The organism is Mesorhizobium sp. CA7, from assembly GCF_020165015.1.
GTDB lineage: Bacteria > Pseudomonadota > Alphaproteobacteria > Rhizobiales > Rhizobiaceae > Mesorhizobium.
Window position 1 is genome coordinate 184,551 of sequence record NZ_JAIUHH010000008.1, and the last position, 13,118, is coordinate 197,668.

Annotated in this window: 12 protein-coding genes; 10 read left to right on the forward strand and 2 right to left on the reverse strand. The window is 64.9% G+C overall.

Annotation, left to right across the window (positions count from 1 at the left end):
- Window positions 1-3: 3 nt before the first annotated feature.
- The 3 genes from LB552_RS17165 to LB552_RS17175 all read left to right on the forward strand — a co-directional run bounded on the left by LB552_RS17165 (window position 4) and on the right by LB552_RS17175 (window position 3,631).
- Window positions 4-681 carry an isochorismatase family protein gene (locus tag LB552_RS17165; RefSeq protein ID WP_224546725.1) on the forward strand — a complete coding sequence of 226 codons (678 nt, stop codon included), beginning with the start codon at window positions 4-6 and terminating at the stop codon, window positions 679-681.
- Window positions 678-1,730, forward strand: a complete 1,053-nt coding sequence (locus LB552_RS17170; RefSeq protein ID WP_411966186.1) for an alpha/beta hydrolase — start codon at window positions 678-680, stop codon at window positions 1,728-1,730. The genes LB552_RS17165 and LB552_RS17170 overlap by 4 nt, the downstream gene beginning before the upstream one ends.
- A gap of 260 nt (window positions 1,731-1,990) precedes the next feature.
- Window positions 1,991-3,631: an ABC transporter substrate-binding protein gene (locus tag LB552_RS17175; protein ID WP_224608564.1), complete on the forward strand. Its 1,641-nt coding sequence runs from the start codon at window positions 1,991-1,993 to the stop codon at window positions 3,629-3,631.
- A 330-nt stretch (window positions 3,632-3,961) separates the two neighbouring features.
- Here LB552_RS17175 and LB552_RS17180 read toward each other — a convergent pair whose 3' ends face one another.
- On the reverse strand, window positions 3,962-4,744 hold the full coding sequence (locus LB552_RS17180) for a hypothetical protein (RefSeq protein ID WP_224608567.1): 783 nt from the start codon (window positions 4,742-4,744) through the stop codon (window positions 3,962-3,964).
- 149 nt (window positions 4,745-4,893) lie between these two features.
- Here LB552_RS17180 and LB552_RS17185 point away from each other — a divergent pair, with 149 nt between their 5' ends.
- From LB552_RS17185 to LB552_RS17210, 6 genes are read left to right on the forward strand one after another with little or no spacing between them, the layout of a single operon-like run.
- The gene (locus LB552_RS17185) at window positions 4,894-5,520 is read left to right on the forward strand and encodes a DUF4129 domain-containing protein (protein ID WP_224528999.1); all 627 of its coding nucleotides are present in this window, start codon (window positions 4,894-4,896) and stop codon (window positions 5,518-5,520) included.
- On the forward strand, window positions 5,517-6,731 hold the full coding sequence (locus LB552_RS17190) for a DUF4350 domain-containing protein (RefSeq protein WP_224608569.1): 1,215 nt from the start codon (window positions 5,517-5,519) through the stop codon (window positions 6,729-6,731). The genes LB552_RS17185 and LB552_RS17190 overlap by 4 nt, the downstream gene beginning before the upstream one ends.
- Window positions 6,718-7,674: an AAA family ATPase gene (locus LB552_RS17195; RefSeq protein ID WP_095767774.1), complete on the forward strand. Its 957-nt coding sequence runs from the start codon at window positions 6,718-6,720 to the stop codon at window positions 7,672-7,674. Before LB552_RS17190 ends, LB552_RS17195 begins: the two co-directional genes overlap by 14 nt.
- Window positions 7,671-8,975 carry a DUF58 domain-containing protein gene (locus LB552_RS17200; RefSeq protein ID WP_224608572.1) on the forward strand — a complete coding sequence of 435 codons (1,305 nt, stop codon included), beginning with the start codon at window positions 7,671-7,673 and terminating at the stop codon, window positions 8,973-8,975. Before LB552_RS17195 ends, LB552_RS17200 begins: the two co-directional genes overlap by 4 nt.
- Complete coding sequence (locus tag LB552_RS17205; protein WP_224608574.1) at window positions 8,972-9,988, forward strand: stage II sporulation protein M; 1,017 nt, start codon at window positions 8,972-8,974, stop codon at window positions 9,986-9,988. Before LB552_RS17200 ends, LB552_RS17205 begins: the two co-directional genes overlap by 4 nt.
- Window positions 9,975-10,853 carry an RDD family protein gene (locus LB552_RS17210; protein WP_224608577.1) on the forward strand — a complete coding sequence of 293 codons (879 nt, stop codon included), beginning with the start codon at window positions 9,975-9,977 and terminating at the stop codon, window positions 10,851-10,853. Before LB552_RS17205 ends, LB552_RS17210 begins: the two co-directional genes overlap by 14 nt.
- Before the next feature lie 15 nt (window positions 10,854-10,868).
- Here LB552_RS17210 and LB552_RS17215 read toward each other — a convergent pair whose 3' ends face one another.
- On the reverse strand, window positions 10,869-11,555 hold the full coding sequence (locus tag LB552_RS17215) for a D-lyxose/D-mannose family sugar isomerase (RefSeq protein ID WP_224608579.1): 687 nt from the start codon (window positions 11,553-11,555) through the stop codon (window positions 10,869-10,871).
- Window positions 11,556-11,758: 203 nt separating this feature from the next.
- Between LB552_RS17215 and LB552_RS17220 the strand changes: the two genes are divergently transcribed.
- On the forward strand, window positions 11,759-12,814 hold the full coding sequence (locus LB552_RS17220) for a D-TA family PLP-dependent enzyme (protein WP_224608582.1): 1,056 nt from the start codon (window positions 11,759-11,761) through the stop codon (window positions 12,812-12,814).
- The last annotated feature ends 304 nt before the right edge of the window (window positions 12,815-13,118 follow it).

Consider the following 13,118-nt stretch of genomic DNA (forward strand, 5'->3'; position numbering starts at 1 on the left):
CGCATGAAAACACCCATTTCCATCCGACGCGGTACAGTGGCCGCGGTGTTCATCGATCTCCAGGAGGAGCATCGCAAGGACAAGCGCTATCTGGTCGAGGGTTTTGCCGACATCCTCGCCAATGTGCAGCGCCTGCAGGAGGCGGCGCGGCGCAACTTCGTGCCGCTCTATCATTGGGCGTATATCGTCGATCTCGCCGCGGCGCGGCCGTTCCACCCAGTCGATGAAAGCGGCAAATCGGCCTTTTCCGACAAGGACGATCCGCTGACCGCAATCTGCCATGAAGTGGCGCCGCAAAATGGCGAAGCCACGCTGGTCAAGCAGGAAGCCAGCGCTTTCGCCAGGAACGATTTTGGCGACAAGCTCAAGACCTCGGGCATCGAATGGCTGGTGATTGCGGGCGTTTGGACCGAGGCCTGCATCGACGCGACGGTGAAGGACGCGGTAGCGCGCGGCTTTCGCGTGCTTTTGGTCAAGGATGCCTGCGGCAGCGCCAGTGCGGCCATGCACCAGACCGGCATCCTCAACCTCGCCAACCGCCTCTATGGCGGCGCCGTCACCAATACGCTCGATGCCTGCCGGCTGTTGGCGGGAGACACAGTGAAGGTGTGGCAGGTCGAGGGCTCGGTGCCGCTGCGTTTCACCTTCGAGAACGCTGCGCAGCTCTACGCCGAGCTTTGACGGCAGTGACCAGGGCCCAAACCGATCCGTCGAGCCGCGGCCAATATGCCGACCGGCTCGATCCGGAGTTGTGGGATTATATCGACGAGGTCAACAGCTGGTACCCGCCGGAGATCGTCGCCGCGCCGATCGCGAAGCAGCGCGCGGTCTACAATCGGATGTGCGCGGCTTTTTATCAGCCTTGTCCCGAAGGCGTGACGACCAGCGACGGCCTCGTCGCGACGGCGACGCATCCGATCCCGGTGCGGCACTATCGCATGGCGGGTAAGGGGGCGGCGGCGACCGTCGTCTATTATCATGGCGGCGGTTTTGTCCTTGGCGACCTCGATAGCCATGACGACATCTGCGCCGAAATCTGCGCCGGCACCGGTTTCGAGGTGGTCTCGGCCGACTACCGGCTGGCGCCGGAGCATCTGCACCCGGCCTCTTACGACGATGCGCTTGCCGTGTTCGAATGGGTAGCCGGGGCGAGCACACTGCCGATTGTGCTTTGCGGCGAAAGCGCCGGCGGAAATCTCGCTGCCGCGGTGGCGCAAGCAACGCGGCGCCATGAACGGCACGCTGTTGGACAGATGTTGATCTATCCGGAGCTGGGCGGCGATGAGACCGGGCGCTCCTATGTCGAGCATGCCGAAGCGCCGCTGCTCAGCGTAAGCGACATCGAGTTCTACCGTCGCATCCGGTCCGCGCCCGGGCAGTCACAGGACGATCCAACGTTCTCGCCGCTTCGAGACCACGATTTCTCCGGCCTGCCGCCGACGATCATCGTCACCGCCGAATGCGATCCGCTGTCGTCGGACGGCGAAGTCTATCGCGAGCGCATCCTTGCCGCCGGCGGCCACGCCTGGTGGCGCGAGGAGCCGAGGCTGGTGCACAGCTTTTTGCGGGCAAGGATGACGGTGCCGCGCGCGGGGAAGGCGTTCGCGAGGATCATCAGCGACATCTCGAAGCTGGGCGCCGGCGATGGAGCGCTAATCTCCCCCGTCGTGGGGGAGATGGCCGGCAGGCCAGAGGGGGGCGCGAAGGAACGCGGCTCCTCGGACTTCTGATCATCTGAACGACTTGAGAAGGTAGCGCTGACTGCCGAAACGCCGGCGGGACAGCGCCCCCCTCTGCCCTGCCGGGCATCTCCCCCACGAGGGGGGAGATTGGCTGTACCCTCTGCGGAACAGCGCACAAGAACTGCGGAAACCCAACCATTTCGCGGCGGAAAGCGGACCTATCATTCCCTCGCAGGCAACGGCGCTCCAGCGGACGCATCCGCCCCCCGCATGGCGGCCCGGAGCGCCCAACAACAGAGGGAACGACGATGAAATTCATGCTGACCGACAGAAAACTGCATCCGCAAGCCAAGCCGATCGCCCACGATTTCAGGAAGGGCGCGATCAGCCGGCGCGAATATCTGGCCTTGATGGCCGGCTTCGGTGTGAGCGCCGCAGGTGCCTTCGCCCTGGGCGGGATCGCTGCCTCGCCTGCCCGCGCCGCCGAGCCGAAAAAGGGCGGCGTGCTGCGCGTCGCGATGAACGTCAAGGGCTTTAAGGATCCGCGCACCTTCGACGGCGTCGAGATGTCAAATGTCGCGCGTCAGTGCAACGAATATCTGGTGCGCTGGAAAACCGACTTCTCCTTCGAGCCCTGGCTGCTGGAAAGCTGGGAGACCAGCGACGACGCCAAGACGATCACCCTCAATGTGCGCAAGGGCATCACCTGGTCGAACGGCGACATTTTCAACGCCGAGGACGTGATCCACAACCTCAACCGCTGGTGCGATGCCTCGGTCGCCGGCAATTCGGTCGCCGCGCGCATGGGCGCGCTGGTCAATGCCGACACCAAGAAGCCGGTCGATGGAGGCATCCAGAAGGTCGACGACTACACCGTGAAGATCAACCTGCCCAAGCCCGACATCTCGCTGATCGCCGGCATGGCCGACTATCCGGCGCTGATCATGCACCGCTCCTATGAGGGCGACGCCGATCCGAAGAAGGCTTTGGCCATCACCACCGGCCCTTGCGAGCTGGTGAGTTGGGACGCCGAAACGGGTGCGGAGGTGAAGCGCAAGGACAAGCCGTGGTGGAAGGGCGAGTTCTATCTCGACGGCATAAAATGGGTCGACTACGGCTCCGATCCCAACGCCACGCTGTCCGCCTTCGAGTCCGGAGAGATCGACACCGACCACGAGACCACGGCGGATGCCGTGTCGCAGACCGATCAGATGGGCCTGCAGAATTCCGAGATCGCCACCGGCTCGACCATCGTCGCGCGCTTCAATGTCTCCAACGCGCCCTATGACGACCTCAAGGTGCGCCGCGCCGCCCAGCTTGCCGTCGACAATGCGGCCGTCCTGAAGCTCGGGCTCGACGGCCGCGGCAAGCCCGCCGACAACCACCATGTCGGCCCGATGCATCCGGAATTCGCCGATATCGGCCCGGCCAAACGCGATGTCGAACAGGCCAAGAAGCTTATTTCGGAATCCGGCAAGGCCGACCACGAATATGAGCTGATCTCGGTCGACGTCGAATGGCAAAAGAGCACCGCCGACGCGATTGCCGCGCAAATCCGCGAGGCCGGCCTGAAGATCAAGCGCACCGTGCTGCCGGCCGCGACCTTCTGGAACGACTGGGCCAAGTTCCCCTATTCCTGCACCGAATGGCTCGGCCGCCCGCTCGGCGTGCAGGTGCTGGCTTTGGCCTACAAGTCGGGCGGCGCCTGGAACGAAAGCGCCTATTCGAACAAGGAGTTCGACGAGCTTCTCGACAAGGCGCTTGCAACGCCGGATGCCGCCCAGCGCAAGGAGATCATGGCCAAGATCGAGACCAACCTGCGCGACTCCGGCATCATCGTCCAGCCCTACTGGCGCTCGGTCTACCGCACCTATCGCAAGGGCGTGCAGGGCTGCGAACAGCACCAGGCGCTCGAGCAGCACTTTGAGAAAGTCTGGCTGGAGTCCTAATCCTCCCAGGACCGAGCGGCCGGCGCGACCTTCCCGGTCGCGTCGGCCGTTTGCCATTTGCCAGCGATTGCCTTCAGCTCAGATTGCGTCGGCGTCGCCGATTGCTAGGAAAAGACGGCCACCAGTTCGTCGACGCCACCGCCCTCCTTCGCCCGCCGCAAGGCTATGTATGTGGTCGTCGCGACGGCAGGGCGAAAAAGCACACGGCGACCGCCAGCGAGAGAACCGGATTCCGTCCGATGAACGAGAGCGCATTGCCGACTACCCCGCCCAGCCGGAATTTACCGGCTGCACCTGGGCTTTCCAAAGCCATCGGGTGATCTCTGCTGCCTAGGAGAATATCTCCGCCAGTTCGTCGATGCTTGCGCCTTCTTTCGCCTGGCGCAGCTCGACATAGCTCACCGCGGTTGCGATCGAGAGCACCATCGAGACCACCGTCTGCACCAGCGCGGCGCCGATCTCGGCGATGATGCCTCCGAACAGCACCAGAACGAGCAGCATCCCCCACTGGATGATCATCGCGATGATGACGAGAATGAGGAACAGACCGAAAAGTCCCCAGCGGCTGCCCTTGGTGAGGACCCGGCTGCGCGACATCGAGCCGAAGACGCCACGCCGCTCCTGGATCAGGACCGGCACCGACATCGACCAGCCGAGCCAGAGGATAATGCCCGGCACGATCAACAGCATCAGGCCGATACCCGCACCGAGACCGACGAGCAGGCCGATGCCAAGCGTCGGCAGCAGAAAGCGGATCGCAATCTGGATGCAGTCGCCAAAGGACGGACGCTTGCCATTGAGGTCCTCGATGGTCGCCCGCACCAGCGCCGACTGCAGCAGCAGCGCGCACACGAACGAAATCAACCAGGCGATGATGGTGATGTAGGAATTGCGAAACATGGCGCCTGGGTCGGCCATGGTGCCGGGGTCGCGCTGCATCATGGCGTCGATCTGCGGCTGGGTCCACAGCCTGATGAGCAATGCCGGCAGACCGGAAAACAAAGCCGCCAACCCCACGCAAAGTCCGAGGTTTCGGCCAATCACTCCGAAGGTGTTGCTGAATACCCTGCCGATCTCGAATCGGCCGGGTCGTCCCAATGTTGCAGTCGTCATGATAATTTTCCCCCGAGTCACCACTGCGTTCATTGGCGACTTCAAAGTAAATTTGCCAAGATTGAAAGGCTACGTCCAGTGCGCTTGCAATTGTCATGGCGTATTGCCAGTGTCGGCCCCGAACCGCAGGTTGCAGGGGGAACGAGCGGGTGACAGCCGCAGGAACGGAAGAGGCCGGACGGCTGGCGCAGCTGCACAAGCAACTGCTCGGGGACGATTCGATCCAGTTCGCCTTGCCGACCTATGTGCGGCCCGAGCCGCCGGAGTGGCTGAAGCCGCTTCTGGACGGCTTGGCGAAGCTCGGCCCCTACATGATCTATCTGTTCTGGGGCGCGGTCATCATCGGCGTCGCGATCATTGCTTTTCTGCTTTTCCTCGAGGCGAAAGGCATTGCCTGGCGCCTGCCATGGCGGCGAAAACGCGAAGAAACCGAAGCGAAGGAAGAGTGGCGCCCTGACGCGGGCGCTGCCCAGGTCCTGCTCTCCGAGGCCGATGCGCTCGCCGCGCGCGGCGAGTATGACGAGGCGGTGCATCTACTGTTGCGCCGCAGCGTCTCCGATATCGCCACCCGGCTGCCCGATTTCCTGCGTCCATCGCTCACCGCACGCGACATCGCCGCCGCCGGCTCCATCCCCACCCGGCCCCGCGCCGCCTTCAGCGAGATCGCCCGCATCGTCGAGGCCGCCTTGTTTGCCCGCCGACCCGTCGGGGTCGAAGGCTGGCAGCAGGCGCGCGGAGCCTATGAGCGGTTCGCCTTCCGAGATGCCTGGGCATGACCGCGCAGATGACAGGCGCAGCGCAAGAACCGTTCAGCCGCAAGACCCTGTTCTGGGGCATTTTCGCCAGCCTGCTGGCGGCGGCCGGATTTTTCCTGCTGTCCACCTATGCGCCGGATTTCCGCCAGCCCCAGGGCGGTGCCACGCCGTTCTCGAAGGGCGGCACCGGCTATGCCGGGCTTGTCGAATGGCTGAAGCTCACCAACGGACAGGCGCCGCCGATGGAGCGCGGCGAGAAGGACCTCGCGTCCCCCGTGGCGTCGACCTTCCTCCTCGTCGTCACCATCGCGCCGGGCAGCGACCCGGCCGCGCTCGATCGCCTTATCAAGCTGCGCTCTGGCAAAGACACGTTGTTCGTGCTGCCCAAATGGCAGACCTTTCCCTTGTTCAGCCATGAAGGCTGGGAGGAAAAGGTCGAGCGGCTGCCCAACAACGTCGTCAACGACTGGCTCGGCCGCATCGCCAAGACCAAGCTCGGCGAGGCCAAGAACACGCTCTCGCAGATCAACATCGCCGGCCGCATGGTGGCCGCGCCGGAGGAACTGCAATGGGTGGCGGACGACCATCCGCTGATCGCGGCGGGCGACGGCAGGGCTATCCTGACCGAGCTCGACAACGAACCCTTCTACATCCTCACCGATCCCGATTTCCTCAACAATGCCGCGCTGAAGGACGAGCAGAAGGCGGCCGCCGCGCTCGACATCATCGCCATGCTGGAGCCCGCCAAGGGAGCCGTCATGTTCGATCTGACGCTGCACGGCATCGGCGGCAACTACGATCTTGCCAAGCTGCTGATCGAACCGCCTTTCCTGGCGCTGACGCTGTCGGTGCTTGTGGCGGCCGCGCTCGCCTTCCTGCACGGGCTCGGCCGCTTCGGCCCACCGCGCGCGGAGGGGCGCGCCATCGCCTTCGGCAAGCGGGCGCTGGTCGACACCACGGCGATGCTTTTGAAGCGCGCCGGGCGGCTGCAGGAGCTTGGCGACCGCTATGCAGCGCTGATGCGCCAGCGGGCGGCCGCCCTGCTCGGCGCGCCGCACGGGCTGCAGGGCGAGGCGCTCGACCGCTGGCTCGATTCCCGCGACAAGGAAGAACAGCACGGCTTCACCGCCCGCTTCAGGGCAGTACACGATTCCAACAATCTGGCCGCAATGCACGAAGCAGCCGAAAAGCTGCATGACTGGACGGCAAGGAGGCTCATTGAACGTCGATGAAGTGAAGACCCTGGCGAACGCGATCAGGGAAGAAGTGGCAAAAGCGATCACCGGCCAGCGCGACACGGTCGACCTGATGCTGACGGCGCTGTTTGCCGGCGGGCATATCCTGCTCGAAGGCCCGCCCGGCACCGCCAAGACGATGACGGCGCGCTGCTTCGCGCAGGCGCTTGGCGTCGCCTATGGCCGCATCCAGTTCACGCCCGACTTGATGCCCGGCGATATCGTCGGCGCCAACATCTATAACTTCCAGACCGGGCAGTTCACGCTGACGCGCGGCCCGATCTTCTGCGACCTTTTGCTCGCCGACGAAATCAACCGCACGCCGCCGAAGACTCAAGCCGCGCTGCTCGAGGCCATGCAGGAGCATGCCGTCACCTTCGACGGCACCACGCATTCGCTCGGCCGGAATTTCATGGTGGTGGCGACGCAGAACCCCATCGAGCACCAGGGCGTCTATCCGCTGCCCGAAGCGCAGCTCGACCGCTTCCTGTTCAAGCATCGGGTGAGCTATCCGGATCTCACCGAAGAGCGCGCCATCATCGTCCATCACGGCGGCGGCTCGGCCTCGCACGATATCGAGCAATACGGCATCAAGGCGCGGACCGACCGCGAGACGCTGGAAGCGGCGCTGGCCACGGTCGGCGACGTCACGCTGGTCGACGACGTCGTCGGCTATATCGCGGCACTTGTGCGCGGCACGCGCGAAAGCCCTGACCTGGAAGTGGGAGCGAGTCCACGCGCGGGCGCCATGCTGGCGAGAGCCGCGCGCGCCCGGGCGACGCTCGACGGCCGCAACTATGTCATCCCCGACGACGTCAAGGCGCTGGCCGTGCCGGCTCTGCGCCACCGTGTCGTTCTCTCGCCGGCCGCGCAGATCGACGGGCGGCTGGTCGAGCAGATCGTCTCCGACCTCGTCGACAATACGGAAGCGCCGCGTTGATCTATCCGAGCGGCCGAGCGGTCTGGGCAGCTGCGGCGGGGGCGATCCCCGCCTTCCTGATCGCGCTCGCATTGCCGCATGTCTGGTATCTCGGCCTGTTGTGGATCTGCCTGCTGCTTGCATTCCTGGCGGTGGACGCAGCCGCAGGCAGGGGTCGCGCCTCGCTCAACGCCACGCTGACGGCGCCGCCGCAGGTCGGCGTCGGCGGGCGCTTCACCTTGCACATCGCGGCCGGCGCCGGCGCAAGGCTGCGCCGCCTGCAGGCGCGTGTCGGGCACGACCAGCGGGTCCAGCCATTGGCCGGCACCGGCGGCGCGCTGCCGGCCAATGGCGGCACGCTCGATCTCGAATTCGAGGCCATCCGCCGCGGCATCGCCGGCTTCGACCGTCTCTGGCTGCGCTGGCAGGGTCCGTTCGGACTGATCTGGAACCAGGTCGTGTTGCCGGTCGACCGCAAGGTCGCGGTGCTGCCAAATGTCAACAGCGCGCGCGACGAGGCGATCACTCTCTTGCAGCGCTCGGCCCTTGCCGACGGCCATACGCAGAAGCGCGCCGGCCAGGGCCGCGAGTTCGAGTCGCTGAAAGACTACCAGCCCGGCATGGGGCGGCGCATGATCGACTGGAAGCGCAGCGCCCGGCACGGCAAGCTGCTGGCGCGCGAGTTCCGGATCGAGGAGAACAACAACATCGTTCTGGCCATCGATAGCGGCCGGCTGATATGCGAGCCGGTCGACGGGGTACCGAAGGTCGACCGCGCGGTGACGGCGGCGCTTCTGTCGGCCTTCATCGCGCTCAAGGGCGGCGACCTCGTCAGCCTATTCTCCTTCGACGCCAGGCCGCGCGTGTCGAGCGGCGCGGTGCGCGGCTCGCCGAGCTTCACCATGATCCAGAAGCGCGCCGCCGAGATCGACTATTCGACCGAGGAGACCAACTTCACCCTGGCGCTGACCACGCTGTCGGCGAAGCTCGACCGGCGCTCGCTGGTCATCGTCTTTACCGATTTCGTCGATCCGATCAGTGCCGAACTGATGCTGCGCACCGTGGGCCGGCTGACCGAGCGGCATCTGGTGCTGTTCATGCTGATGAAGGATGTGGAGCTTGAAACGCTGGCCGACATGGCGCCGGTTGCACCCGAAGATGTCGCCCGTTCCGTCACCGCCGGCGACCTCTTGCGGCAGCGGCAGGTGGTGATCGGCAGGCTCAGGCTGCTTGGCGCGCATGTCATCGAGGCCGACCACCAGCGGCTCGGTCCGGCGCTGGTCGAGCGCTATATCCAGCTCAAGGAGGAGAACCTTTTATGACGCTGTCGGCCGGCACCGATTCCGTGCGCCAGTCGCTGGCAAGCTTCCGCCAGGAGCGCGAGGCCGACTGGAAAGCCTTCGAGGCGCTGCTCGCGCGCGTCGAGAAGCGCGCGCCGCGCGCGCTCTCAGAAGACGAATTGCTGTCGTTGCCGCTCCTCTACCGTTCGGCGCTGTCGTCGCTTTCGGTGGCGCGCGCGACCTTGCTCGACAGCGCGCTGATCGCCTATCTCGAGGCACTCTGCCTGCGCGGCTATTTCTATCTCTATGGCGCGCGGCGGAGCTTGAGAACGCGCATCGGCGACTTCTTCCTGCACGACTGGCCGGCGGCGATCCGCGACCTTTGGCGCGAAGTATGGACATCGGTCGGGCTCACCGTCATCGGTGCCATTGCCGGCTATTGGCTGGTCGCTTCGGACAAACGCTGGTACGACGCCATCATCGCACCGAGCCTGGCGGGCGGGCGCAATCCGGATTCGTCGGCCGAGACGCTGCGCAGCGTGCTTTACGGCGGCGGCGATCATTTCCTGTCGGGCTTCGCGGCCTATCTCTTCACCCACAACACGCAGGTCTCGATCCTGGCCTTCGCGCTGGGCTTCGCCTTCGCCGTGCCGAGCGTTCTGATCATCCTGATGAATGGCTGCATGCTCGGCGCCATTTTCAAGATCTATGCCGCCAAGGACCTGGGCTTCGAGCTCGGCGGCTGGCTTTCGATCCACGGCACGACGGAGCTGTTCGCCATCGCCATCGCGGGAGCTGCCGGCATGCGCATCGGCACCAGCATCGCCTTTCCCGGCGAGCTGACCCGCATGGCGGCCGCGGCGCGAGCCGGGCGCGTGGCGGCGACCGCCATGATCGGCGTCACGGTGATGCTGCTTTTTGCCGGACTGTTGGAAGGCATCGGCCGGCAGACGATCACCAGCGACCTCGCCCGCTATTCGATCGGCGGCGGCATGCTGGCGCTCTGGATCTCATATTTCTACCTGTTGCGGATGGTGCGGCATGGCGACCGCTAGGACAGCCAAGGCAAAGAACCCTGCCGCGCTGATACGTCCGCTGGTGACACCCGAAGGCGTGGACCTGCGGGTCAAGCTGGCGGATGCTGGCACCCGCGCTTCCGGATTCCTGCTCGACGTGGTGATCATCGTCGTCGCGGCCGTGGTCGTCTCTCTGGTGATGATCTTCGGCCTTGCCGGGCTTGGTATCCAGGATGCCCAGCCACTGTTCATCGTCTGGATCATCTTCATTTTCTTCCTCCGCAACGTCTATTTCATCGCCTTCGAAGCGGGGCGGCGGGCAGCCACGCCGGGCAAGCGCATGGTTGGCGTGAGGGTCGCGTCGCGCAGCGGCGCCGGCCTCACCATCGACCAGGTCATCGCGCGCAATCTGATGCGCGAGATCGAAGTTTTTCTGCCGCTGTCGATCCTCGCCGCGCGCGCCAGCGCCGATGTCGCCGACACGCTGTCGACCATCTTCGGCCTGGTCTGGGCGCTGCTGTTCTCGCTGTTCCCGCTGTTCAACCGCGACCGGCTCAGGATCGGTGACCTGCTTGCGGGCACCTGGGTGGTCGAGGCGCCGAAAGTGGCGCTGCTCGAGGACCTGTCGCTGCGCAAGGATCCGGTCGCGGCCCGCTTTCAGTTCAGCCCCGCGCAGCTCGACGCCTATGGCATCGCCGAGTTGCAGAAGCTCGAGGAAGTGCTGCGCCGCGACGATTATTCGGCGCTGAAGGCGGTGGCCGAGACCATCGCGCGCAAGATCGGCGCCGGAGTCGAATCGATCGATTCAAAGGCTTTCCTCACCGCCTATTACGGCGAGCTCCGGGCGCATCTGGAGCGCAAGCTGCTGCTCGGAAACCGCAAGGCGGATAAGTACGCGCGGTAGCGGAGCGTCCCTCGCCTACCCCACCCATTTCTCGTAATCCGACACCAGCAGGTGCAGCGGGGCGACGTCCTCGTCGATGTTGGAGAAGCGGCCGATCGGATCGCGGAAGACATTGTCGGTGAGGTCGTCATTGACCGTCGAGACCTCGCCGATCAGCACATCCTTGCCCTCGGCCCAGAAGGCGTGCCAGACGCCGGGCAGCAGCGTCACGCTCTGGCCCGGATCGAGCTTCAGCAGCCCGCCTGCCGGCAGTCTGGTCATGGTGCCGTCGACCGGCACCGAGACTTCGGCCTTGGGGTCGATGCCGCCGTCGCGGTCGTGCATGAACAATTCCAGCACCAGCTTGCCGCCGCCTCGGTTGATGATGTCCTCGGCCTTGATGTTGTGGCGGTGCATGGGCGAGAGCTGGTCCTTGCGCGAGATCATGATCTTCTCGGCATAAAGCATGCCCATGCCGAGCTTCATGTCCTCGTAACGACCGTTGCGCACTGTGAACAGGAACAGGCCGAACTCGTCGAACTTCTCCTGGCCGTAGTCGGTGATGTCCCAGCCGAGACGGGAGGTGAAGATGGCCGGGGAGTCGCCCTTATGCGCCTTCATCTCTTCCGGCGACCAATAGGCGAAGGGCGGCATGATATAGCCGAAGGAGCGGATGAAGGCGTCGGCTTCGCGGATGATGTCGTTGATCTTGGAGCGCTTCATGGGTTCTCTTCCTTCCGGCCGCCGCCTGCTGAAATCCGTCCTTCCGAATAGCCCAATGCCGGTCCTCTGTCGACGCAAACCGGCGGATCTGGCCCGTGACATGGGCTTCGTTCGGGGCCATAACCCAACTGATTTGTTTTAACGCAATGTCTTTGTCCCACAGCGGATCGCCGCGCGGAAGACATGCTCGGACGGGTGATCTCATGGCAAGCATAGCCGATCTCGACACACCGGCGATCCTCATCGATGCTGCCCGCGCCGAGGCGAACATCAAGAAAGCGCAGGCCCATGCGGATGCTCACGGGCTGAAGCTCCGCCCGCATATCAAGACGCACAAGCTGCCTTACTGGGCGAAGAAGCAGGTGGAGGCGGGCGCCGTCGGCATCACCTGCCAGAAGATCGGCGAGGCCGAGGTGATGGCTGATGCCGGGCTGACCGACATTTTTCTCCCTTACAACATCCTTGGTCGCGCCAAGCTGGAGCGGCTGAAGGCGCTGCATGGGCGCGTGACGCTATCGGTGACGGCGGACAGCCATGAGACGCTTGAAGGTCTTGCCGCCACTTTCACCGACGCCGGCCATCCACTGCAGGTGCTGGTCGAGTGCGACACGGGCATGGGCCGCTGCGGCGTGCAGAGCGCCGACGAAGCGGTGGCGCTGGCGAAGGTGATCGATCAGGCCAAGGGCCTCAGCTTCGGCGGGCTGATGACCTATCCGGCGGCTGGGCGCGCCGCCGAGACGGAGGCATGGCTGAGCAATGCACGCTCTACGCTAACAGCGGCCGGGCTTGAATGTGCCCGCATTTCCAGCGGCGGCACGCCGGACATGTGGCGCTCCGGCGAGGACGGCGTCGTCACCGAATACCGGCCCGGTACCTACATCTATCTCGACCGCTACCAGGTCGCCAAAGGCGTCGGCACGCTGGACGACTGCGCGCTGACCGTGCTGGCAACCGTGGTCAGCCATCCCACGGCGACGCGCGCCATCCTCGACAGCGGCAGCAAGGCGCTGTCGTCCGATACGCTCGGCCTGCCGGAGTTCGGCGAGCTGCTCGGCGTACCGGGCGCCCGCGTCACAGGCTTGAGCGAAGAGCACGGCACCGTCACGCTATCGGGCGGCGCCTTGCGCATCGGCGAGCGCGTGCGCGTCGTTCCCGATCATTGCTGCGTGGTGACGAATTTGTTCGACCAGGTGCATCTGATCGACGGCGACAAGGTGCTGGAAACGCTGCCGGTGGCGGCAAGAGGCAGGATGGGGTGAAACGCGCCTTTCCCTTCTCCCCTTGTGGGAGAAGGTGGATCGGCGCGTTAGCGCCGAGACGGATGAGGGGTGCTCCAGCGGAGTGACGCTGGCTTTCCCTGGAACACCCTCATCCGGCCGCCTTCGGCGACACCGCCCGGCCCTTCGCAGGCTCAGGGCGTTCAAAGCTCGAAAAGCCAAGCAATCGGCTTTTCGTCCGCAAATGCGGACCGCTTCTCACCCCACAAGGGGCCTGTTGCGTAATTGGCTGGTTGTGATTCTCTGAGAGGAAGCTCGGAGGGAATCGCGATGGCTGTGAAGCAGA